Below are 25016 nucleotides of genomic sequence, written 5' to 3'. Positions count from 1 at the left end.
AGGGATTAAAGTGAAGAATTTTAAAATGAGTGGTAAAAAAATATTAGGTTTTGGAGAGATAATGCTTAGGCTTACACCTCCAAACAACCAAAAAATAATACAAGCTAATTCCTTTGATGCTGTTTATTCTGGTGGAGAAGGAAATGTAATAGCAAGTTTAGCTATGTTTGGACATGATACAAAGTTTGTAACTAAGCTTCCTGAAAATTATTTAGGTGACAGAGTATTAAATAAGTTTAGAGGATACAATGTTGATGTAAATGATGTAATTTTAGGAGAAGGAAGATTAGGAATTTATTATTCTGAAATTGGGCATGGTTTTAGAAGTACAGAAGTTATTTATGATAGAAAATATTCTGCAATTTCTATGGCTAAAAAAGAAGAGTTTGATATGGAAAAAATATTAGATTCTGTAGGATTAATTCATTTATCAGGAATAACTCCAGCTTTAAGTAATGAGTTATATGAATTTCTTCTAGATCTTATTAAAGAATGTAAGAAGAGAGGAATTCTTATTTCTTATGATTCAAATTATAGAGCTAAATTATGGACAATAGAAGAAGCTAGAGGGTTTTTAGAAAAAATATTACCTTATGTAGATTTTGCATTTTTAGGTTATTTAGATATGATTAATATTTTAAAATTTGAAGATATAGAAGATAAATTTGATAAAAAATTAGAAAGTTTATATAAAAAATTATTCTTTAAATATCCAAATTTAAAGTATGCAGCATGTACTACTAGAAAAGTAAATTCAATAAATAATAACACTTTAAAAGGTTATTTATTTAATGGAGAAAATCTAATAAATTCTAATGAATATACTTTTGATATTTTAGATAGAGTTGGAGGAGGAGATGCCTTCACAGCTGGAATACTAAATGGAATATTAAAAGGTACAGATGAAAGAAGAACAGTTGAATTTGGAACATGTGCAAGTGTTTTAAAACATTCAATTATAGGTGATGTAAATTTAGTTAATGAAGAAACAATAAATTCGCTAATAGATAGTGGATTATGTAATATAAAAAGATAAGTGTGAAGGGGAATGTAGGATGAAAAAAGTAGATTTAAAAGCTAAACCATTTTATTTATCAGATGAGGAGATTAAATGGGTAGAAGAAACTATAAGTAATATGACAATAGAAGAAAAAATAGGTCAATTATTTGTTATTATGGATAAAGCTTCAGATGGAGGTAAAACAACAGCTGAATTAATAAAAAAATATAAACCAGGTGCAGCAAGATATATGGGTGGAAAAGCACCAGATGTATATGAGCAAATAAAAAAATATCAAGAAGCATCTAAAATTCCAATGCTAGTTGCATGTAACTGTGAATCAGGTGGAGATGGAGCAGCAGGTGGTGGAACATATATTGCTACACAAGCAGCTGCTGGAGCAGTAGTAGATGATAAAGTTGCATATAATGTAGGTTATGTTTCAGGAAGAGAATCAGAGGCTATTGGATGTAATTGGGCTTTTGGACCAGTATCTGATATTTTCTTAAATTGGAGAAACACTATAGTAAATACAAGATGTTATAGTGATGATCCTAATAGAGTTTTAGAATATTGTAAAGCTTATATAAAAGGTTTAGAAGAAAGCAAGATGATTGCTTGTACAAAACATTTCCCAGGAGATGGTGTAGAAGAAAGAGACCAACATTTATTAATGGGAATAAATGATTTAAGTTGTGAAGAATGGGATAAAACTTTTGGAAAAGTTTATAAAGGATTAATAGATTCAGGTCTTAAGAGTATGATGGTAGGTCATATTGCATTACCAGCTTATTCAAGAAAATATAATCCTGAAATAACTAATAAAGAAATATTACCAGCAACTTTAGCACCTGAAATATTACAAAACTTATTAAGAGAAGAATTAGGATTCAATGGATTATTAGTTACAGATGCATCACACATGTTAGGAATGACAAGTGCTATGCCTAGACATAAACAAGTTCCAACAGCTATAGCAGCAGGATGTGATATGTTCTTATTCTTCCACCATGCAGAAGAAGACTTTAAATATATGATGGATGGATATAAAGAAGGAATAATTACAGAAGAAAGATTAGAAGATGCTTTAAGAAGAATCTTAGGATTAAAAGCTTCAATTGGATTACACAAAGCAGTTGAAGAAGGAACTTTAACGCCTAATAAAGATGGATTAAGTATTTTAGGATGTGAAGAGCATAAAGAATTAGCAGTTGATGCAGCAAAGAGAAGTATAACTTTAGTTAAGGATACAGAAAATAATTTACCACTAAATCCAAAAACTCATAAACGTTTAAAGGTTTACTATGTAACTAATCCACAACCTTTAGATGTAATCTTTGGAAATACATCTGTTAAAGATTCAATAAAAGAAGAATTAGAAGCAGCTGGGTTTGAAGTGGACATGCATGAAAACTATCATGATTTAGTAGCTAAGAGTGGAAATAGCTTTGAAAATATGATGAAATCAACTTTTAGTGAAAGTGTTGAGAAGTTTAAAGAAAAATATGATGCTATTATCATGTTTGTAAATATGAAAGGTTATTGTCAAGAAAATGTAGTTAGAGTTCAATGGTCAATAGGTCATGGAAGTGAAACTCCATGGTATGTAAGAGAATTACCAACTATTTGTGTTTCATTAAGCCAAACTACAAATCTATTTGATTTACCTATGATGAAAACTTTCATAAATGCTTATGGATCAACTAGACCAGTAATAAAAGAAACTATTAAGAAAATTACAGGTGAAGAAAAGTTTGAAGGAGAATACAATGAAACTGTATTCTGTGGAAGATGGGAAACAAGATTATAGAATATAAACAGTTATAAATTATAAAGATATATTAGGGAGGATTTTAAGATGTTATATCCAATAATGACAGAAACAAGAAATATTATAAATTTAAATGGAATTTGGGATTTTAAATTAGATAAAGGTAATGGTTTTTCAGATAAATGGTTTGAAGGAAAATTAAGTGAAACTATACAAATGGCAGTACCATCATCTTATAATGATTTAGTTGAACTTCAAGAAGTAAGAGATCATGTGGGATGGGTTTGGTATCAAAGAAGCTTTAGTATTCATAGAAGTCTTTTAAATGAAAGAATAGTTTTAAGATTTGGTTCTGCAACTCACATTGCAAAAGTTTATTTAAATGGAAAATTATTAATGGAGCACAAAGGTGGATTTACTCCTTTTGAAGCTGAAATAAATGAATTTTTAATAAGTGGAGAAAATATATTAACTGTAGCAGTTAACAATATTATTGATGAAACTTCACTTCCAGTAGGTCTTGTAAAAGAAGATAAAGAAGGAAATATAGTTAAAAACTTAGTTAACTTTGACTTCTTTAACTATGCAGGAATTCATAGACCAGTAAAAATATATACAACTCCAAAAACATATGTAGAAGATGTTACTATAGTAACAGATTTTAAAGAAACTACAGGAAATATATCATATGAACTTAAAGTAAAAGGTGATGCAAAAGTTAATGTTTCAGTAATTGATGAAAATGATAATGTTGTAGCAACTGGTGAAGGTGAAGTTGGAACATTAGAAATAAAAGATGTAAAGCTTTGGGAGCCTATGAATGCATATCTTTATAAATTAAAGATAGATTTAAGTGATGAAAATGGATTAATTGATACTTATACAGAAGAATTTGGTGTTAGAACTGTTGAAGTTAAGGATGGAAAATTCTTAATCAATAATAAACCATTTTACTTCAAAGGTTTTGGTAAGCATGAAGATTCACATGTAAATGGTAGAGGAATAAATGAAGCTATTAACATTAAAGACTTTAATTTAATGAAGTGGATAGGTGCGAACTCTTTTAGAACAGCACATTATCCTTATTCAGAAGAAATAATGAGACTTGCAGATAGAGAAGGTATAGTAATAATTGATGAAACTCCAGCAGTTGGATTACACTTAAACTTTATGGCTACAGGTTTATTTGGTTCAGGTGTTAAGAGAGATACTTGGAAAGAAATCCAAACTAAAGAAGCTCACGAGCAAGTTATAAGAGAATTAGTAAATAGAGATAAAAATCATCCTTCAGTTGTAATGTGGTCAGTTGCAAATGAGCCAGATTCAGATTCAGAAGGAGCAAAAGAATATTTTGAGCCATTAATAAACTTAACAAAAGAATTAGATCCTCAAAATAGACCTGTTACAGTAGTAACTTATTTAATGTCAACTCCAGATAAGTGTAAAGTTGGAGATATAGTGGATGTATTATGCTTAAATAGATACTATGGATGGTATGTTGCAGGTGGAGATTTAGAAGAAGCTAAAAACATGCTAAGAGAAGAATTAGAAGGATGGAATAAGAGATGTCCAAATAAACCAATTATGTTTACTGAGTATGGAGCAGATACAGTTGCAGGAATGCATGACACAGTTCCTGTTATGTTTACAGAAGAATATCAAGTTGAATATTATAAGGCAAACCATGAAGTTGTAGATGAATTTAAAAACTTCGTTGGAGAGCAAGTATGGAATTTTGCTGACTTTGCAACAAGCCAAGGTATAATAAGAGTTCAGGGAAATAAAAAAGGTATTTTTACAAGAGATAGAAAACCTAAAATGATTGCTCATTCATTAAGAGAAAGATGGACTAATATTCCTGAATTTGGATATAAAAAATAAATGGGTCAATTTACAAAGACTATAGCAAAAAGGCTATAGTCTTTTGTAATAAGAAATATTTTTATGGTATAATTTTTATATTGTAAATTATCAAGTAGTAGAAATTAAAAATAGTTAAATTGCTGTTAGGAGGAGATTCAGTGATTCTTTACGAAAAAAAGGGTAATGAAACAGGTAAAGACTATGCATATAGAGTATTAAAAGACAATATAATGAGCTTAGAATTAAGACCTGGAGAATTGTTAAGTGAACTTGATTTAGCACAAAAGCTGCAAGTATCAAGAACACCTATAAGAGAAGTGCTTATAAAACTGAAAAGTGAGAAGCTTATAGAGGTTAAACCACAGACTGGAACATATGTATCATTAATAGATTGGAAGCTTATAGAGCAAGCTATATTTATGAGATACAATTTAGAAAAAAAAGTTTTAGAAGAAGCATGTGATAAATTTTCAGAAGATGCTTTAATGGAAATGGAAAAATGTATATTTGCTCAAAATCTTATTGCAAATAAGCAAAATAATTTATTAGAGTTTCATAACTTAGATAATAAGTTCCATGAATTATTATTTGAGGGAACAGATAAAAGTGATATTTGGGAAGCTATTTCTAATATAAGTACTCATTATAATAGAATGAGACTTTTAGCAGAGATATATATAAAAAAAGATTTTATAGTTGATCAACATGTAACGTATTTAGATATTATAAAAGAAAACAAAAAAGATATAATTAAGGAAACAGTATCAAAGCATATAAAATCACCCGTTCAAGAATGGATTTCTTTGATAGATGAAAATGAATCCGTAGAAAAATATATAAAAAATTATAAGTAAATTAAAATCATCCATAACAAAATTATGGATGATTTTTTGCATTTGTGAAAAAAATGTTAAAAAATTGTTGCAAAATGAATTCTAATATGCTAGTATACAAGTATAACAGATGTGAAGGAGGATAAAACATGAAATTACCATTTAATGTAGATTTAAAAGATAAGGTTTGCGTTGTAACAGGAGGAACAGGAATTTTATGTGGGGCTATGGCAGATGCTTTAGCAGAATGTGGAGCAAAAGTTGCTATATTAGCATTAGGACAAGAAGCTTGTGAACAAAAAGCACAATCAATAAATGAAAAAGGCGGAATAGCAATAGGAATAGAAGCTAACGTTTTAGATAAAGAAAGTTTAAAAAATGCACATGAAATAATACTTGAAAAGTTTGGACCAGTAGATATTTTAATAAATGGAGCTGGAGGAAATCATCCAAAAGGAACAACAACTAAAGAATATTTAGAAGTTGAAGATTTAGAAAATGAAGAATTAACTACATTCTTTGATTTAGATCCAAAAGGAGTAGAATTTGTTTTCAATCTTAATTTCTTAGGAACATTACTTCCATCACAAGAATTTAGTAAAGATATGATAAATAAGAAGGATGCAACAATCATTAATATTTCATCAATGAATGCGTTTACTCCTCTTACAAAAATACCTGCATATTCAGGAGCTAAAGCAGCAGTAAGTAACTTTACTCAATGGTTAGCAGTTCATATGTCAAAGGTTGGAGTTAGAGTAAATGCAATAGCACCAGGATTCTTCGTAACAGATCAAAATAGAAAGTTATTATTTAATGAAGATGGAACACCAACTGCAAGAACTGAAAAAATATTAAATAGTACACCAATGAGAAGATTTGGAGAAGCTGATGAATTACTTGGAACTTTATTATACTTAGTATCTAATGAGGCTTCAGGATTTGTAAATGGAGTAGTAATTCCAGTAGATGGAGCATTCTCAGCTTATTCTGGAGTTTAGATAAAGGAGAATATAAAAGTGGTTTTAGAAGAGTTAAAGAATTATGGAATAGTTGCTGTAGTGAGAGGAAAAAATCACGAAGAAGCAATTGATTATATGGAAGCTTGCCTAAGAGGTGGAGTAAAAGCACTAGAGCTTACTTATACAATACCAAATGTAGTAGAACTTATAAGATCGTATAGTTTAAGAGAAGATGCTTTAATTGGTGTTGGAAGTGTATTAAATGAAAAAATGGCAATAGATGCAATAGAAGCAGGAGCTAAATACGTTGTAAGTCCAGGATATAATGAAGCTGTAAATGAGGTTTGTAAAAGAGAAAATATTTTATATTTACCAGGATGTATGACAGTGTCAGAAATAATGAAAGCTATGGATTCTGGAAATAAAATGATTAAATTATTCCCAGGAGACTTATTTGGACCTAAATATGTTAAAGCTATAAAAGCTCCAATTCCAAATGTTGAGATAATGCCAACTGGAGGAGTAACAGTAGATAATATTGAAGAATGGTTTAAAAATGGAGTAGCTTGTGTTGGCGCAGGAAGTTCATTAATAAAAGGAACAGCAGAGGAAATCGAAGCAACAGCAAAAAGGTTTGTTGAGAAGATAGAGAACATTAGAAAATAGGGGGTATGAATTTATGAAAATGACATTCAGATGGTATGGACAAGATGATCCAGTAAAAATTGAATATATAAAACAAATTCCCGGTATGAAAGGAATTGTAACTGCAATTTATGATATTCCAGTTGGAGAGGTTTGGCCATTAGAAAGAATTTTAGAATTAAAAAGGGAAGTTGAAAAGCATGGATTAGAGCTTTCAGTAATAGAAAGTGTTCCAGTTCATGAAGATATTAAATTAGGACTTCCAACTAGAGATAAATATATAGATAATTACATTCAAACTATAAGAAATTTAGCAGAGGCAGGAGTAGATACTATTTGCTACAATTTCATGCCAGTATTTGATTGGACAAGATCAGACCTTAATTATGAATTAGAAGATGGTTCAACTTGTTTAATATATGATGAAGATCAAGTTAAAAAAATGGATCCAGCTTTAGGTGAATTAGAATTACCAGGATGGGATACATCATATGGTGAAGGTGGCTTAAAAGCTTTATTAGAGCAATATAAAGATATTGATGAAGAAGCTTTATGGAACAACTTAAATTATTTCATTCAAAGAATAATGAAAGTTGCAGAGGAAGTTAAAATTAAAATGGCTATACATCCGGATGATCCACCATGGGGAATATTTGGATTACCAAGAATAATAACTAACTTTGACAATTTAAAAAGATTTATTGAATTATATGATAGTGAATATCATGGAATTACTTTATGTACAGGTTCTTTAGGATGTACAAAGGTAAATGATATGGTAGAAATGATAAATTATTTTGGAAAAGAAAAAAATAGAATACATTTCGCACATCTTAGAAATGTAAAAATCACTGGAGATAGTAGCTTCAATGAGGTTGCACACTTATCAGAATCAGGTTCTTTAGATTTCTATGAAATAGTAAAAGCTTACTGTGATTATGATTTTGATGGACCATATAGACCAGACCATGGAAGAATGATTTGGGGAGAAACTGGAAGACCTGGTTATGGATTATATGACAGAGCATTAGGAGCTGTTTATATAAATGGTCTAATAGAGGCAATTAAGAAAAATAAAAGATAGGAGATTTATTATGAAGAAATTTATGGACAAGGACTTTTTGTTAGAAAGTGAAGTAGCAAAAGTATTGTATCATAATTATGCTTCAAAGGTGCCAGTGTTTGACTATCACTGTCACCTTGTTCCTAGTGAAATAGCAAATGATTATGAATTTAAAAATATAGCTGAAATGTGGCTATATCATGATCATTATAAATGGAGAGCTATGAGAAGCTTTGGAATAGATGAGAAGTATATAACTGGTGATGCAAGTGACTACGAAAAATTTTATGAATTTGCTAAAATGATGCCTTATTTAATAGGGAATCCACTTTATCATTGGTCACATTTAGAATTAAAAAGATTCTTTAATATTGAGGAGACATTAAGTGAAAAAACTGCAAAAATTATCTGGGATAAATGCAATGCTGTCATTGAAGAAAACGTTTTAAGTGCTAAAAAACTAATTAAAATGGCTAATGTAGAATATATAGGAACTACTGATGATCCAATAGATAGTTTAGAATATCATAAACAAATAAGTTTAGATAAAGAGTTTAATTGCTTAGTTAAACCTTCGTTTAGACCAGAAAAAGCAATGAAAATCTTAAATGAAGGATTTAAAGAATATATATCTAAATTATCAGAAGTTTGTGATATGAAGATAACTAGCTATAATGATTTAAAAGCTGCACTAGAAAAAAGATTAGATTATTTCTGTGAAATAGGATGTACTATAACAGATCATAGCTTAGAGAGAATAAAATTCTTTGAAGTTACAGAAGAGGAAGTTAACTTTATTTTTTGTAAAGGTTTAAATGGAGAAAGTTTAACTGAAGAAGAAGGAATTAAATATTCTACTTCTTTATTAATAGATTTAGGAAAAATGTATAGTAAAAGACAAATGGTAATGCAGCTTCATATAGGAGCATTAAGAAATAATAATTCAAGAATGTTTGAAAAAGTTGGAGCTGATGCAGGTTTTGATAGTATAGATGATGGTGAAATTGCATATTCACTTTCAAGAATATTAAATGAGTTAGATAAAAATGAAGAATTACCAAAAACAATTTTATATTGTTTAAATCCTAAGGACAATGAAGTAATAGGAACAATGATTGGAAATTTCCAAGATGGAAAAACTCGTGGAAAAATTCAATTTGGTTCTGGATGGTGGTTTAATGACCAAAAAGATGGAATGGAAAGACAAATGATGGCATTGTCTCAATTGGGATTAATTAGTCAATTTGTTGGAATGGTAACAGATTCAAGAAGCTTTTTATCATATACAAGACATGAATACTTTAGAAGAATACTTTGTAACTATATAGGCAATTTAGTAGAAACAGGGCAATATCCATACGATGAAGAAATATTAGGAGAAATAATAGAGAGTATTTGTTATAAAAATTCTAAAAATTATTTTTTAAGTAAATAATTCTAAAATTAAGAGGGGGATAACTATGGAATTATTAAACGTTATTGAGAAAAAGAAAGATAAAGTAAAAGAATTTGGAATGGGTGACAAAATTGGATATGCTTTAGGAGATGTTGGTTGTGGAGCATTCTTCCAGTTTGTTGCAACATATTTAATGCTATTTTATACTGATGTCTTAGGAATTAGTGCAGTAGCTGTTGGAACTTTATTTATAGTAGCAAGAGTTTGGGATGCTATAAATGACCCTATTATGGGGATTATAGTTGATAGAAATAAGCATACTGCACATGGTAGATTTAGACCATATATAATTTTATTTGGTATACCAATGACTTTAGTTGGAATATTAGCATTTACAAAAATTCCAGGATTATCTGAAGGTATGAAATTACCTTATGCTTATGTTACTTATATTTTATTTGGAATGTTATATACAGCAGTAAATATACCTTATGGTTCATTATCATCAGTTATGACAACAGATCCAGTTCAAAGAACTTCACTTTCTACTTTCAGAAATATAGGTTCAGTTATTTCAGGAGTTATAGTAATGGTATTAGTTCCAAAACTAATATTCAATAGTGAAAATGCAGTAACAGCAAATGGATTCTTAAAATGTGCAATTATATTTGCAATAATTTGTTCAATATGTTTCGTGTTAACTTTTAAATTAACTACAGAAAGAGTTTCATATAATACTTCAAGCAAAAAGAAAGCAGGAATTGGTTCAACAGTAAAAACTTTATTTAAAAACAGAGCTTTTATTGGTATAACTTTAGCTTCATTTGCAATGATAACTAGTATGTTTATAGGAACTTCATTAAATGCATATTTATTTAAAGAGTACTTCAAAAGTGCAAATCTTATAGGTGTAGCAGGATTAGCAGGAATGTTACCAATGATTTTAGTTCTTCCTTTCATTGGAATCTTAGTAAAACGTTTTGGTAAAAAAGAAGTTTCTGTAGCAGGAACAGCTTTAGCTATGGGTGTTTACGGAATATTATTTGTAATGCCAATATCAAATCCATATGTATATATAGGATTAACTATGGTTGCTGGTCTTGGAACTGGAACAGTTAATGCAGTTACATGGGCATTAATTGCAGATGCAATAGATTACCAAGAATACATTAGCGGAGAAAGAAATGAAGGAACAGTATATTCAGCTTATTCATTATTTAGAAAATTAGCTCAAGCTATTTCAGGAGGAGTTGGAGCATTTGCTCTTGGAATGCTTGGATATCAAGGTGGGGCAGCAGAACAAGTAGAAGCTGTTGGAATAGGAATAAAAAATATTATCTGTGGAGCTAACTTTGTTGGTTTAGGATTATCATTATTAGCTTTAGTATTTATTTTTAACTTATCAAAGAAAAGATTAGAAGAAGTAAATAAACAATTAGAGGTAAATAGAGCAAAAGCAAACTAAAAAATTAAAATAAAGAGATGTAGAGTTTAAAAACTTATCTACATCTCTTTTTATTTGTTTAAGTATATTAATATAAAATTTTTAAATCAATATAATTAAATATGTAAAACTTAAATCATAAAGAATTATAAAAATTTTTGAAGTTTTATTTAGCTTAAAATCTATATTTTTTAATTGATTCACACTAAAACATAACAATTAAATTTATTTAGTAACATAATTCATAAAATGTAATATATTATACTATAAAGAAAATTTAATAACACAGGAGGAATTTCAATATGTCAAATTATTGTTATGAAGAAGAAAGAGCAAAAGAATATAATTCATTAGTTTTTAATGGAGGAAATATAAATGATGGTACTGAAACTGAACCAGATACTATTCCATTAGGTTCTGCTGATTCTAATATTAGAATTTTAGGATGGCTTTTACCTCAAGGAGATACTGATGAATATTCATTAACATTTAATGTTCCAAAGGATGCAGTTAATAGAAATCAAAGAGCTAAAGTATTTGTTCATTTATTAACTGATAACTCAAATACTCCAACTGGAAATAGGTTTGCAATTAGACTTTCATCTTTATTTGCTAGATCTAATGGTGTAGTAAATATAGCTAATATAAATGTATATAATAGTGGAAATATTTCAATTCAAAACTCACCAGGTAATTTCCAATATAATCATTATGTATTAGAGTTTGATTTAGATGATATTATTAGAGCTGAAGATTTTGCTCTATTAAGTATTGCTCGTACTTCAGTAATTAATGACTATGCTGGTGCATTATTTTTATCTAGTATAGAATTTAGATATGTAAGCAAATAATATAAAAATTAATTAAAAGTAATAAAATCTAATAAAGGGTAGATAAAAGAGTAAAAAGTATTTTATTTAAATTTTGTATTAAAGATAAATGAGAAAAATACAGAATTAAATAAAATACAATAATTAAACTGTATAGTTAAGATATGTTTTAAAATATATTTAACTATACAGTTTTTTTATTTATTACTTATATATAATTTTTAAATATATATCAATATATAGAAGTTTTAATAAGATAGAAAAAGCCAAGTTGAAAAATTAGAAGCTTTTTATAAAGAAAATCTTTAAAAATAATTTAAGTTTTGATATTTTATATAGTTAATATTACACTAGTAAAATTTTTATTATGACTAGTAGTATATATGATTAAAATAATAGAAAGTAGCTATAAAATTAAATAAATATGAGTTTAAAGGTAGGGTTTTAGCCTATCTTTATTATTTTAATAAAATTATTTAGGAATTTAAAGGATAGAATGAATTAAGAAATAACTAAAAATTTTTAAAATAAATTATTAATATTCAAAGTGTTATACAAGATAGTCTTTAGATTAGATAAAAATAAAAGTGATATAATATGATTATAAAAATAAATTGAATGGAGGAATTTACACATGAAAAAAGGTATTTTTAAAGAGTTTTCTTTAAAGAATTTAAATTTAAGGAATAGAGTAGTTATGGCACCTATGTGTATGTATATGGCTGAAAATGATGGAATGGTTAATGACTTTCATTATGTTCATTATTTAAATAGAGCTATAGGTGGAGTATCTGCTATAATCCTTGAAGCAACTGCTGTTGAAGCGAGAGGAAGAATAAGTGATAGAGATTTAGGGATTTGGGATGATAAACATATTGATGGATTAAAGAAATTAGCAGAAGGCATTAAAAAATATGGAGCATATGCAGGTATTCAATTAGGCCATGCTGGTAGAAAATGTGAGGTGAAAAGTGAAGAGATAATAGCACCATCAGCTATCCCTTTTAGTTCAGAATATAAAACTCCTATAGAAATGAGTAAGACTGAAATTGAAGAAGTTAAAATTGCTTTTAGAGAAGGAGCAAGAAGAGCTTTAGAAGCTGGATTTGATTTTATAGAAATTCATGGGGCACATGGATATTTACTTTCAGAGTTTTTATCACCTTTAGCTAATAAAAGAGAAGATGAATATGGTGGAAGTGTAGAAAATAGAGCTAGATTTTTAGTTGAAGTAATAAGAGAAATTAAAAAGGTTTGGCCAGAAGATAAAGCACTTTTACTTAGAGTTTCATCAAAAGACTATGTAGAAGGTGGAAATACTAAAGTTGAAATGGCTGAAATAGTTAATATAGTTAAAAAAGAAGGCGTAGATTTAATTAATGTAAGTACTGGAGGAGTCGTTTCAGATGCTGTTATAAATGCTTATCCAGGATATCAAGTTCCAGATGCTGAATATATAAAAGAAAAATGTAATATTCCAGTTATGGCAGGTGGGTTAATTACAACAACAGCTCAAGGAACTGAAATAATAGAAAATAATAGAGCTGATTTAGTATTTTTAGGTAGAGTTTTATTAAGAGATCCTTATTGGGTTTTAAATGAAGCTAAGAATAGAAATGTAGAGTTAGATTATTTACCTTCAGCTTATATGAGAGGGATATAATTAGTTTATAGGGAAATTTATTTGTATTTTAAGACTACTGTTTTGCACAGTAGTCTTATTTTTATAATTATTCATACTTTTAAAAAAAGTATTGTTTATTTTGATAGATATGAATTTTTAATATGTGTTTCTAATTGAAAGTGAACATGTAGCTAATTCTCTTGAAAACATACCAATAATTACGCGAACATAATCTCCAGTATTAAAGTGAGGTGGCTCTGGAGAATCAAATACTATTTTTCTTTTGTGTTTGTAGTCTACAATTGTTATTTCCCAACAATCGCTACCTCTATTTCTATAATATCTAACTTTTGTACAAAATCCATATGTTTCTACATATAGACTAAAGAAATATTCTATAAAAAGTAGTAAAAAGTAACATGAAATCAGTAAAATAACAATTAGTGATTTGTTAGTAACTGAAATAATTACAAATGCTAAAAATATAATTATTTTATTAGGTAAAGGTCTTAAATTTTTAGGTATAGTTACTATAGGAGAAAACCAAACTTTATAATACCAAAATATATTAGGATCTTTTGAATCTTCATTTACACCTGAATTCTTTTTTTGCCAACGAATTTTATAGTCATCACTATATCTTTTAGCAAATCCAAGTTTTTTGAAATAAGTAATAATAAAAAATGAATGAGCCATTATTAAAGCTGAAATAGTTATTTCTATATTTTTGAAAAGGAATATAGTAATAACTGAATATGTAAATAAGAAAATTGTAATTATTCTATATGGTAACACTTTTTCTTTAGCATAAGCTATGCATGTTTCATTAAATTTTTTTAGTGATGAAAAAGGAATAAATGTTGTTGAGGTAAATGCAATAAATAAAGTAAATTCGATTATGTTTTTTGTATCAATTATAGGTGTTTCATATCCTAAAGTATTAAGTATGTGGTATAGATTAACAAAGAAATTTGGAATAAAAGCAACAAAGGAAATAACACATGAGCTATTTTCATCACTTAAACTTTTCATAAAAAATACCCTTTCATAATATAAAATGTAAATACATTATAATACAAATTTAGTGCAAAAAGTATATTTTAAAAATTTAATTTATAGATTTTCAGAATAGATATTAAAGAAATAATAAATAGAAAATTTTATGAGTGAAAATAATTAAAGTGTAGATATTTGAATTTAAAAATATTAAGAATGTTGAAAAGCTTATGAAGATAATTATTAATATTATAGAGTAACTTATTTATGTAAAAGCTAAATTATATAGATAAAATAAATCTAAAATATCAGGATTGATTGAAAAAAATAACAAATATGGATATAATATGTGTAACAATAAATATAATATTTGTTGTTAAATAATATTTTAATAAAGAGAGAACTATATATGAGAAAATTTATTTTATCTTTTTGTGTAATTTTATCAATGTTTTCATTAGTCGCTTGTAATAAAGAAAATGTATCTAGTGGTATTAATGTTAGTGTAGGTGAATCTACTAAATTTACTAAAGAGGAAATAAATGAAGCTGTAGATTGTGTTAAAGAGAATTTTAAATTTCCAGACTCTACTTTAACAGATTTATGGTATGATGAAAATAAATCAAATTCTTTTATTGAGGGATATTTAGAAGCAGGAAATGGGTCTGTAAATGGAGTAGATGCTAAAAATGCAATTGTTTTATTATCTAACTTTGATGTTGGTGACTCTGGTGAAAATACTGTTTTAAATCCAAATTCTAGTTATACAAATTATAAGTGGATATTAATAAGAGATGGAAAAGAAAAAGATTGGAAAATTGATGATTCTGGATATTAGAAAAATATTTAGAATAGTTAAAAAGGGGGTCTTGTTGGACAACCTTTTTTTATTTTTATCGGAGATGAAAGTTACATTAAATTTATTTATAATTAAAAGTAAGATTAATATAAAATATTATTTATTAGGAAAGGAAGTTGTATATGAAAAAGATAATTTGTATAGGAGAAGCTTTAATAGATTTTATATCAATAGATAAAGGAAAATCCTTAATTGAAACTTCTGGATTTATGAAAAAAGCAGGTGGAGCACCAGCTAATGTTGCAGCTGCAATATCAAAATTAGGTGCTGAAGCTTATTTTTGTGGGACTGTTGGAGATGATGCTTTTGGATTATTTTTAGAAAATACTTTTAAAAATAATAATATAAATACTGAATATATGTTTAAGTTAAAAGATAAAAATACAACTTTTGCTTTTGTATCTTTAATGGAAAATGGAGAAAGGGATTTTGAATTTTCAAGAAGTGCAGATGAATGTTTATCTTTTGATATGATAAAAGATAATTTAGAGAGGTTTGATTTATTCCATTTTGGTAGTGCTACAGCATTTTTAGGTGGAGAATTAAAGGAAACATATTATAAAGCAAAGGAATATGCTTTGAAAAACCATAAATTAATTTCTTTTGATGCAAATTATAGAGATAGTCTTTTTGGAGATAAAAAAGAGTTATTTATAAATTGCTCTAAAGACTTTATAAAAGATAGTCATATAGTTAAATTAAGTGATGAAGAAGCTTTTTTAATAAGTGGGGAAGAGGATGTAGAAAAAGCTGCTAAGAAAATTATAGCTCTTGGTTGTAAGTTTCTTATAATAACTTTAGGAAAAAAAGGAGCTTTATTAACTACAAAGGAAAAGCAAGTATTAATTAAAACTAAAGAACTTAAAATGAAAGATGCTACAGGAGCAGGAGATGCTTTTATTGGAGCAGTTCTTGTACAAGTTTTAAATGATAAAGAAAAGGATATGGAAGAAGTAGTTAATATGGCAAATTTAGTTGGAGGAATAACAACAACTAAAGTAGGAGCTTTAGAGTCAATTCCTAGTTGGGAAGAGGTTCATGAGTATATTAAAAAAGAATTATAATTTGGTATGGTTAATAAATTAGATAAAACTAATTAATATAGCCATATAGTAATAAGATTTAATAATAAAAGGTGAGAGTTATATTAAATAATAAAAATGGTATTTTAGGAGGGAATTTATGAATTTTGGAGGATGGTCTTCCTGGCAAGTTTTCACCTTAGTTTTTTGTATTGGGACAGCACTTGTTATTGGAGTAGTAAATCGTAAAAATAAGAAACGAGATGAATAGGTTTAAAAGTGGATTAATTGAATTTGTATGATTATATAAAAGGTGTAGCTACAAAACTACACCTTTTAATTTTTATATAATTACTTTGAAAAACTTTCACAATCTAACAATTTATAAATTTCCCACCATTAACATGAATTGTTTCTCCTGTTATGTAAGATGCTCCAGTTGAAGCTAGAAAAACATAAGCTTCTGCAAGTTCTACTGGTTGACCTGCTCTTTTTAGTGGGGTATTTTGACCAAAGGTAGATACATCTGTTCCACTAAATGATGAAGGAATAAGAGGAGTCCAAATTGGCCCTGGAGCAACTGCATTTACTCTGATTCCACGTCCAGCTAAAGATTTAGCAAGAGATCTTGTAAATGTTACTAAAGCACCTTTTGAACAAGAGTAGTCTATTAATTTTTCATCTCCATGGTAAGCAACTATAGAAGTTGTGTTTATTATAGAAGAGCCACATTCCATATGTTTAAGAGCTCTTTTAGTTAAATAAAATGCACTAAACATATTGTTTTTAAATGTATTTTCAAATTGTTCATCTGTAATATCTTCTATATTAGTATTAACAAATTGCATTGCTGCATTATTAATAAGAATATCTATTTTAGAGAATTTTTCTATTGTCTTTTGGATAACTGTATCACAAAAAGTTGGGTCACTTATATTACCAGATAAAAGTAAACATTCACCATTATTTTTTTCTATAAGTTCTTTAGTTTTATTAGCATCATCATGTTCATTAAGATAAACAATAACAACTTTTGCTCCTTCTCTAGCATAAGCTAAAGATACAGCTTTACCAATTCCACTGTCACCACCTGTTATTATTGCAACCTTATCTTTTAATCTTTTTCCATCATTAATGTATTCAGGTAATTCAAAGATAGGTTGTGGATTCATTTCGCTTTCAAATCCTGGTTGTCTATTTTGATGTTGAGCTGGAATTTGTGTTGGAAAGGTATGTTTGTTAGTCATAAAATAATCCTCCTATAACTTTTATTTATAAATATGAATTTTAAAGATAATTCTAAACATAGTATTTACTAAGTAAGTAAGGATTATTTTTGTAAATTATGGATTAATAGAGGGCGTAGATTTTTATACATTTATTTTTTAGAAAATTTACGAATCTATTTTTTAGTTTTAATTTGTTTTTTTCTTAAATTCATAAAGCGAAACTAGTGAAAGTGCAATACTTATTCCAATACCTAAACCATAAATAAAATCAGGTAGTTCAATAAATTTTCTAAGTAATATTGTTGTGAAAAGTATAATTAAACTTAAATTTATATAGTTTATATTTAATTTTTTCATTTTAATCTCCTAGAAGTAAATATTAATATAAATATGAAATTTAATTTTGTTATATTCTAAATTTAATTATTTCTAATTTAAAAAGATTGTTTCAAAATATAAAAATTTATTTTTAAAATATATTGAAAATCATTATCATCTAATTTATAATAAGCTAAGTGAGAAATATTTCAACAAAATAGGGGGAAGAAATTATGATGATAAATAAAAGGTTAATAAATATCTGTAATGAGTCTAAAAAATATATAGCTCTTACTGTTTTAACTAACTGGATTGCTACTTTATGCAATATAATAACTGTAATTTTTATAGGACAGTTTATAAATAAATTATTTTTATATAAAAATCTAAATTTAAAAAATGAAAATTTTATGGATTTTTTATCTAATTTTGAGGTGTTTAAAAATATTTCTTTAACAACTTCTATAATCATAGTAGCAGGTCTTTTAGTTCTAAGATATATTTCTAATATTCTATATACTAAATTCTCTTGTATGGCTTCTTCAAAGGCTAGAGTTACTTTAAGAGAATTAATTTATAAAAAGCTTTTAGAGCTTGGGACTTCTTATACTTCTGTTGAAAGTACTTCTTCAGTAGTACAAGTATCAGTTGAAGGTGTGGAGCAATTAGAAATTTATTTTGGAAGATATTTACCTCAATTTTTCTATGCACTTTTAGTTCCAGTAACTTTATTTTTCTTTATGAGCTTTATATCTATTAAAGCTTCAGTAGTATTTATACTTTCAGTTCCACTTATTCCAATTTCAATTATAGCTATTATGAAAATTGCAAAGAGAATTTTAAAAGATTATTGGAAGTCTTATTCTGATTTAGGTGGAACATTTTTAGAGAATCTTCAAGGATTAACTACTTTAAAGGTTTTTAATATTGATGAAGAAAGACATGAAAAAATGAATAATGAAGCTGAAAACTTTAGAAAAATAACTATGAAAGTTTTAAGTATGCAGTTAAATTCTATAACTATTATGGACTTAGTTGCTTTTTGCGGAGCAGCTTTAGGAATAATAGTAGCACTTTTCCAATTTAGAAATGGAGAAATACAAATTGGAAGTTTAATTATAATAGCAATTCTTTCTTCAGAATTTTTTATTCCATTAAGATTACTTGGTTCATACTTCCATATAGCTATGAATGGAATGGCAGCTAGTGATAGAATGTTTAAAATTTTAGATGCTAAAGTAGATGATATTACTGAGTCAGAAGAAAATGAAGTTGTATCTAAAGCAAATGGGCATGATATTACATTTAAAGAGAAAAGTGATGACGTTATATCTGAAATGAAATTAAATAAAAATATCATAAAAGAAAATAAAGTATTTAAAGATATAAATATCAAATTAAGAGATGTTAGTTTTAGTTATGATGGAAAAAGAAATGTATTAAATAATATAAACATGGATATTTCTAAAGGTGGAGTAGTTGCAATAGTTGGAGAAAGTGGTTCTGGAAAAAGTACAATAGCTTCTCTTATATTAAATGAACATAAAGTTTCTAGTGGAGAAATTCTTATAAATGATACAAATATAGAAACGGTAAATAGAGATTCTATTTATAAAAATTTAGCTTTAGTTTCTACTAATAGTCATATTTTTAATGGAACAATTTTAGATAATTTGTTAATTGGTAAAAAAGATGCAACAGATAAAGAAATTGAAAATGCATTAAAGCTTGGAAGATTATATGACTTTGTATCTGGATTAAAAGATGGTTTATTAACGGATGTTGGACAAGCTGGTAGTTCACTTTCAGGAGGACAAAAGCAAAGATTAGCTTTAGCTAGAGCCATTTTAGCAGATAGACAAATGATTATATTTGATGAGGCTACTTCTAATATAGATGTTGAAAGTGAAGAAAGCATTTGGGAGGCTATTTATGAGCTTTCAAAATCTAAAACAATTTTAGTTATTTCTCATAGACTTTTAAATGTAAAAGATGCAGAAAAAATTTATGTTTTAAATAAAGGAAAGTTAGAAGAAAGCGGAAGACATAAAGATTTACTAAATAAAAAGGGAATTTATTATAACATGGTAAACAGTCAAAATGAATTAGAGAAAATAAGGGAGGTTTGTTAATTATGGAAAGAAGGTCAGGCTTCCAAATAATGAAAAGGCTAATTGTTGAGTTAAAGCCATTAGCTCCAATTATGGGAATAACTATAACTCTTGGTGTAATTGGATTTTTAGCTTCAATTTCTATAGTTTCTTTTGCTGGAGTAGCAATAGGAATATTAATTGGAGAGATAACTTCTATAACCTTTAAAGGTGCAATACTCGTTATGATATTAAGTGCAGTTTTAAGAGGATTTTTAAGATATGGTGAGCAATTGTCAGGACATTATATTGCTTTTAAGATTTTATATATTTTAAGAGATAAAGTGTTTAGTAAACTTAGAGAATTAGCTCCAGCAAAACTTGAGGGAGCTGAAAAAGGAAATTTAATTTCTTTAATTACTTCAGACATAGAGCTTTTAGAAGTTTTTTATGCTCATACTATAGCACCTATTTCAATTGCAATAATTACAAATTCTATAATTACAATAGTTTTATATTTAATAAATCCTTTGTTTGGATTATTAGGCTTAGTATTTTTCCTTATAGTAGGATTTGTAATTCCTTATTTATCTTCTTCATTAGGGAAAGAAGCTGGAATGGAATATAGAAACATGTTTTCAGAATGTAACAACTATATTTTAGATTCTTTAAGAGGATTAAAAGAGGTACTTCTTTTTAATAATGGCGAAGAAAGATTAAATGAAATAAATTCAAAATCAGAAAGAATTAATAAGCATTTAGATGGGATAAAAAAGCATGAAGGAATAATAAAAGCCACAACAGACCTTGTAATTATGCTTGCTATTTTAACTTTTGTTGCAGTAGGTTTTTATGAAGTTTCAGTTGGAAGCTTATCTTTTACTGGAATGATTTTAGGAATACTTATTATTTCATCTTCATTTGGGCCAGTAGTTGCTTTAAGCAATTTATCTAATACACTTCTTCAAACATTTGCTTGTGCAGAAAGATTATTCTCTTTATTAGATGAAGAGCCAAAGGTTTTAGAAGTTAAGCTTGGAGAAGAAATAAATAAAGAAGTTGTAGAATATGAAAATGTTTCTTTCGCATATCCTGGTAGAAAAGAAAAAATATTTGAAGATACATCTATTACAATTAATAAAGGTGAAAAAATAGCTTTAATAGGTAAAAGTGGAATTGGTAAAAGTACATTTATAAAGCTTATTATGAGGTTTTGGGATGTAGATAAAGGAAAAATTACTATAGATAATAAAGATATAAAAAATATCAAAACTAAATCTATTAGAAAAAGTCAGACATTAGTTTCACAAGAGACTTATTTATTTAATGAATCTATTTTAGAAAATATAAAGGTTGGTAATCTTAATGCTTCAAAAGAAGAAGTTATAAAAGCAGCTAAAAAAGCTTCAATTCATAACTTTATAGAAACATTACCTAATGGATATGAAACAAAAGTAGGAGAGCTTGGAGGAAGATTATCTTCAGGAGAAAAGCAAAGAATAGGTCTTGCAAGAGCATTTTTAAGAGATGGAGAAATTTTAATTTTAGATGAGCCAACAAGTAATTTAGATACATTAAATGAAGGTGCAATATTAAAATCAATTAAAGAAAATTGTAATGATAAAACAATAATTCTTATATCACATAGAAAATCAACAACTACTGTTTGTGATAAAGTTTTAAGATTAGAAAATAAAAAGATAGTTTAAAACTTAATAGATTACTTTTAAAGATAAATTTTTTTAAATAATTAATGATAATGATTATTGATGTATATAAAAGGAGGCAAGGTATGGGAAGAATAGAAAGAGAAAAAAAGACTATTAAATTAATGATAGAAATATATTGCATGAAAAATCACAATAGAGAAAAAGGTGATTTGTGTGAAGAATGCAGAGAATTATTAGAATATGCTCATAAAAGACTTAGTTTTTGTAAGTTTGGAGATAATAAATCAACTTGTTCTAGATGTCCTATACATTGCTACAAAAAAGATATGAAAGTAAAAATAAAAAAAGTAATGAAATTTTCAGGAATGAGATTATTAATTTATAATCCAATGGAATTAATAAGACATGCCTTGAATAAATAGGAGTAGAGATATATGAATAAGATTAAGAATTATATATATGTAGGAATTGGGCTTATATCATTTGTGTTAGGAGCAATAGGAGTAATACTTCCTGTGCTTCCTACAACACCATTTCTATTGTTATCAGCATATTGTTTTGCTAAAGGCTCAAAAAGATTTAATAATTGGTTTTTAAACACAAAAATTTATAAAAAACATTTAGAAAGCTTTGTTAATGAAAAAGCTATGACATTAAAGCAAAAAATACTTATATTAGCATTTGCAGATTTTATGATAGCTTTTCCATTAATTCTTATAAACAGCCTTCATTTAAGGATATTTTTAATATTACTTATAATTGTAAAATTCTATTACTTCACTTTTAAAATAAAAACTATAAAAAAAGATGAAGTTAAAGGAATAGTTGAATAGTTACCTCTATAAATTATAATTTTTATATAAAAAAGACTAAGAGCTATATGTTCTTAGTCTTTTAATTTTAAAGAGAAGAAATTAAGCACAAGAAAGGTTCTGATGCATCTAGTTCTTTTATGTTTTTAAAGTTGCTCTTAGTTAAGTGGTTTAATATATTTTCTTTTTTTACAAAGTGGTGATGAGCTCCTTCTTTCCAATCACAAATTAAAAGTTTTCCATGTGGTTTTAAAATTCTTTTTACTTCTTTTAATAAAAGCATAGGATTATCTAATTCATGATAAACTGCAATAATAAATACAAGGTCAGCAAAGTTTTCTTTTACTGGAATTTCATTTTCAGTCATTAATTTAACTGAAAATCTAGAGTTAAGTGATGGAACCCTATTTTCAGTAGTCCAGTTTATCATTTCCTCTGAAATATCAAATCCAAAGCAAGTTGCATCTGGAATTTTTCTTAAAATAGCTTCAGCAAAGAATCCAGTACCTGTACCAATATCAACTAAAGTGCTATTAGAAGGTAGGTTTAATTCTTTTATTAAAAGGTCTAAGTTTAAAGATTCTAATCTTTTAGGGTTATTTAATTTTTCTAGTTTTTTAACATCAAATTTATGATTATTCATAGTAAATCTCCCTTTCATAGTTTAATTTAAACTTATACTAGTTTAAGGACGTTTAAAAGTCAATGAAATAAAGGTTAATAAAGTATGTATTAGAAAAATTTATATTATTGAAAATATAAAAACAGTTATAATTGTTATAAATTTCTTAAAATTAAATTTGTTTTTATTATATTAATTTTTTGGAAGTATTTATTTTGTATAATAATTAAAATATTTAGAAAGGAAGGTAGGGATATGAAGAAAATTATAATAGGAATTCTAGCTGTATTAATATTATGTATAGGTGGTCTTTATATAAGATATATATATATATTAAATACTAATTATAAGATGGTAGCTAGCAATAAAATTGATAATATTAATTTAAATACAGGTAACAAATCTAATCTAAATAATTCAAATACAAGCAATTTAAATGAAGGAAATAGTGAAAGTTCAAATGAAATAAATAATAATTCTACATATAATCAAACAGAAAATACAACTGGAGTTATTGAATTAGTTAATGAGAATCAAAATGGAAAAAATTTAAAAACTGTCATTGTAAAAAATACTACTGGAAGAAAAATTCCATACAATAAATTAAGTAATTATATGAGATATTGGATGTCAGTAGGACAATTAAATTGTTTAGGAGTTTATTCTTATGAGGATACTCTTTGGGGAAAAGCATGGATAAATGAAGTTTCATCTTCAGATCTTATAACAGCTTTTATTCAAGCTAATGGGGAAGAAGCTCTTAAAAAAGATATAACAGCAAATGAATTTAATAATGCAGTAATGAAGTTGAATAATATTGTTGAAAGTCAGCCAATTCCTTTTACAAAATCTCAAATTAAACAAGTATTAGCTAATTTAATGGAACAAGAATATGGAAAAGATAAAATAGCAAAAATAGTGTATTCAAATCCATGGTATGAAGTTTATACTGAGCCATATAATAAAAAAAGTACACCTATATATGTAGATATGTATACTGGATATGCAACTGGTGCATAAATTAATTAATAGTTAGAAAAATAAATTATTATAGAATTAAAAATATAAAATTTAAAGAGGACTTAGTCTAATATAAGATTAAATCCTCTTTAAATATAAATTATATTAAATTAAAAATAGATTATTTAAGTATAATAATTTAGATTTATATATTAACATCCATAAAATTTCAGATATTTTTCAATATTTGATTTTATATATTCTATATTGTGATGACCTTTAAAAATATTATTTTCAGAACTTATTCTTTTTTCTTTTAATATTCTATATAAAACTAAGCAACCTTCATAAAATTTTCCTTCATCTTTGTTTCCAGCATCAAGAAAAATTTTAATATCAGAAAGAATATTATTGTTTTTTGCAATATATATGGGATCATATTCATCCCAAGAAGCTAAGTCTTCAAAATATAATTTATCATCATCTTCAAGATTAAGTTCTAATGCAGGCATGTGTCCACCTACTTTTGAAAACATATCTTGATGTCTAAAAGCATTGTGAAGTGCTATGTAACCACCAGCAGATGCACCACCTATATATCTTCCTTTTCTATCTTTTATAGTATTAAATTTTTTATCTATTAAAGGAATTATTTCTTTAATAAAATAATCTTCGTACATTCCTAAGTTTATAATTCTATTATCTTCAGGATTACATACTTCTTTACAAGTTAAAGAGGAATTTAATCCACGACTGTTTTCAAAGCTTGGACATACAATTATCATAGGAGAAATTTCTTTATTTTTTATCATCAAATCAGCTTTTATATTTAAATCAGATTCAAATAATATGTTTCCATCTCCACTTCTCCCATGTAAAAAATATAATACTGGTAGAGGAGCTAAACTATTATAGCATTCAGGTAAATATACTAATATTGACATTTCTTTTTGAAGTGAATTGCTATAAAAATTAACTTTTTCTACTTTGGATTTATTCATTTGTAT

Annotated in this window: 23 protein-coding genes; 18 read left to right on the top strand and 5 right to left on the bottom strand. The window is 26.8% G+C overall.

Annotation, left to right across the window (positions count from 1 at the left end):
- The first annotated feature begins 25 nt into the window (after positions 1–25).
- The 11 genes from HMPREF1092_RS08665 to namA all read left to right on the top strand — a co-directional run bounded on the left by HMPREF1092_RS08665 (position 26) and on the right by namA (position 13470).
- Positions 26–1036 carry a PfkB family carbohydrate kinase gene (locus tag HMPREF1092_RS08665; protein ID WP_040414106.1) on the top strand — a complete coding sequence of 337 codons (1011 nt, stop codon included), beginning with the start codon at positions 26–28 and terminating at the stop codon, positions 1034–1036.
- A gap of 19 nt (positions 1037–1055) precedes the next feature.
- A complete protein-coding gene (locus tag HMPREF1092_RS08660; RefSeq protein ID WP_002598287.1) occupies positions 1056–2810 on the top strand; it encodes a glycoside hydrolase family 3 protein in 1755 nt (584 codons plus the stop codon).
- 48 nt (positions 2811–2858) lie between these two features.
- Positions 2859–4652 carry a beta-glucuronidase gene (uidA, locus tag HMPREF1092_RS08655; protein WP_002598286.1) on the top strand — a complete coding sequence of 598 codons (1794 nt, stop codon included), beginning with the start codon at positions 2859–2861 and terminating at the stop codon, positions 4650–4652.
- 140 nt (positions 4653–4792) lie between these two features.
- Entirely contained in the window at positions 4793–5488 is a 696-nt protein-coding gene (locus tag HMPREF1092_RS08650; protein ID WP_002598285.1) for a GntR family transcriptional regulator, read from the top strand.
- A 128-nt stretch (positions 5489–5616) separates the two neighbouring features.
- Entirely contained in the window at positions 5617–6468 is an 852-nt protein-coding gene (locus HMPREF1092_RS08645; protein ID WP_002598284.1) for an SDR family oxidoreductase, read from the top strand.
- An 18-nt stretch (positions 6469–6486) separates the two neighbouring features.
- Positions 6487–7095, top strand: a complete 609-nt coding sequence (locus HMPREF1092_RS08640) for a bifunctional 4-hydroxy-2-oxoglutarate aldolase/2-dehydro-3-deoxy-phosphogluconate aldolase (RefSeq protein ID WP_002598283.1) — start codon at positions 6487–6489, stop codon at positions 7093–7095.
- Positions 7096–7108: 13 nt separating this feature from the next.
- Positions 7109–8158 carry a mannonate dehydratase gene (gene uxuA, locus HMPREF1092_RS08635; protein WP_002598282.1) on the top strand — a complete coding sequence of 350 codons (1050 nt, stop codon included), beginning with the start codon at positions 7109–7111 and terminating at the stop codon, positions 8156–8158.
- A 10-nt stretch (positions 8159–8168) separates the two neighbouring features.
- Positions 8169–9572: a glucuronate isomerase gene (gene uxaC / locus HMPREF1092_RS08630; protein ID WP_002598281.1), complete on the top strand. Its 1404-nt coding sequence runs from the start codon at positions 8169–8171 to the stop codon at positions 9570–9572.
- 25 nt (positions 9573–9597) lie between these two features.
- Positions 9598–10998: an MFS transporter gene (locus HMPREF1092_RS08625; protein ID WP_002598280.1), complete on the top strand. Its 1401-nt coding sequence runs from the start codon at positions 9598–9600 to the stop codon at positions 10996–10998.
- Between the two features lie 281 nt (positions 10999–11279).
- On the top strand, positions 11280–11828 hold the full coding sequence (locus HMPREF1092_RS08620) for a hypothetical protein (RefSeq protein ID WP_002598279.1): 549 nt from the start codon (positions 11280–11282) through the stop codon (positions 11826–11828).
- Between the two features lie 613 nt (positions 11829–12441).
- On the top strand, positions 12442–13470 hold the full coding sequence (namA, locus tag HMPREF1092_RS08615) for an NADPH dehydrogenase NamA (protein WP_002598278.1): 1029 nt from the start codon (positions 12442–12444) through the stop codon (positions 13468–13470).
- Between the two features lie 117 nt (positions 13471–13587).
- On the opposite strand, the gene HMPREF1092_RS08610 is transcribed toward namA, so the two are convergent.
- Positions 13588–14463: a hypothetical protein gene (locus HMPREF1092_RS08610; RefSeq protein ID WP_002598277.1), complete on the bottom strand. Its 876-nt coding sequence runs from the start codon at positions 14461–14463 to the stop codon at positions 13588–13590.
- Positions 14464–14836: 373 nt separating this feature from the next.
- On the opposite strand from HMPREF1092_RS08610, the gene HMPREF1092_RS17525 reads away from it, so the two are divergent.
- The gene (locus HMPREF1092_RS17525; protein ID WP_002598276.1) at positions 14837–15265 is read left to right on the top strand and encodes a hypothetical protein; all 429 of its coding nucleotides are present in this window, start codon (positions 14837–14839) and stop codon (positions 15263–15265) included.
- A 143-nt stretch (positions 15266–15408) separates the two neighbouring features.
- Complete coding sequence (locus HMPREF1092_RS08600) at positions 15409–16350, top strand: carbohydrate kinase family protein (RefSeq protein WP_002598275.1); 942 nt, start codon at positions 15409–15411, stop codon at positions 16348–16350.
- A 332-nt stretch (positions 16351–16682) separates the two neighbouring features.
- Here the strand turns inward: HMPREF1092_RS08600 and HMPREF1092_RS08595 are convergent, their stop codons facing one another.
- Positions 16683–17555 carry an SDR family oxidoreductase gene (locus HMPREF1092_RS08595; protein ID WP_002598273.1) on the bottom strand — a complete coding sequence of 291 codons (873 nt, stop codon included), beginning with the start codon at positions 17553–17555 and terminating at the stop codon, positions 16683–16685.
- Positions 17556–17723: 168 nt separating this feature from the next.
- Positions 17724–17894: a hypothetical protein gene (locus HMPREF1092_RS17185; protein ID WP_002598272.1), complete on the bottom strand. Its 171-nt coding sequence runs from the start codon at positions 17892–17894 to the stop codon at positions 17724–17726.
- Positions 17895–18088: 194 nt separating this feature from the next.
- Between HMPREF1092_RS17185 and HMPREF1092_RS08590 the strand changes: the two genes are divergently transcribed.
- The 4 genes from HMPREF1092_RS08590 (at position 18089) to HMPREF1092_RS08575 (ending at position 22448) form a co-directional block, all read left to right on the top strand.
- Positions 18089–19987, top strand: coding sequence for an ABC transporter ATP-binding protein/permease (locus tag HMPREF1092_RS08590; RefSeq protein WP_002598271.1), 1899 nt, complete (start codon positions 18089–18091; stop codon positions 19985–19987).
- Between the two features lie 2 nt (positions 19988–19989).
- A complete protein-coding gene (locus tag HMPREF1092_RS08585; RefSeq protein ID WP_002598270.1) occupies positions 19990–21654 on the top strand; it encodes an amino acid ABC transporter ATP-binding/permease protein in 1665 nt (554 codons plus the stop codon).
- An 83-nt stretch (positions 21655–21737) separates the two neighbouring features.
- Positions 21738–22037 carry a nitrous oxide-stimulated promoter family protein gene (locus HMPREF1092_RS08580; protein WP_002598269.1) on the top strand — a complete coding sequence of 100 codons (300 nt, stop codon included), beginning with the start codon at positions 21738–21740 and terminating at the stop codon, positions 22035–22037.
- Between the two features lie 12 nt (positions 22038–22049).
- Complete coding sequence (locus HMPREF1092_RS08575; RefSeq protein ID WP_002598268.1) at positions 22050–22448, top strand: YbaN family protein; 399 nt, start codon at positions 22050–22052, stop codon at positions 22446–22448.
- Between the two features lie 67 nt (positions 22449–22515).
- Here the strand turns inward: HMPREF1092_RS08575 and HMPREF1092_RS08570 are convergent, their stop codons facing one another.
- Positions 22516–23070 (bottom strand): class I SAM-dependent methyltransferase, encoded by a 555-nt coding sequence (locus tag HMPREF1092_RS08570; RefSeq protein WP_002598267.1) that lies wholly within the window; start codon positions 23068–23070, stop codon positions 22516–22518.
- Positions 23071–23304: 234 nt separating this feature from the next.
- On the opposite strand from HMPREF1092_RS08570, the gene HMPREF1092_RS08565 reads away from it, so the two are divergent.
- Positions 23305–24069 (top strand): hypothetical protein, encoded by a 765-nt coding sequence (locus HMPREF1092_RS08565; protein ID WP_002598266.1) that lies wholly within the window; start codon positions 23305–23307, stop codon positions 24067–24069.
- 152 nt (positions 24070–24221) lie between these two features.
- On the opposite strand, the gene HMPREF1092_RS08560 is transcribed toward HMPREF1092_RS08565, so the two are convergent.
- A complete protein-coding gene (locus HMPREF1092_RS08560) occupies positions 24222–25010 on the bottom strand; it encodes an alpha/beta hydrolase (RefSeq protein ID WP_002598265.1) in 789 nt (262 codons plus the stop codon).
- Positions 25011–25016 lie beyond the last annotated feature (6 nt).

This window comes from Clostridium thermobutyricum (assembly GCF_000371465.1).
In the GTDB taxonomy this organism is placed as follows: domain Bacteria; phylum Bacillota; class Clostridia; order Clostridiales; family Clostridiaceae; genus Clostridium; species Clostridium thermobutyricum.
The sequence above is the reverse complement of the archived record's forward strand: the minus strand, read 5'-3'. Positions and strand labels throughout refer to the sequence as shown.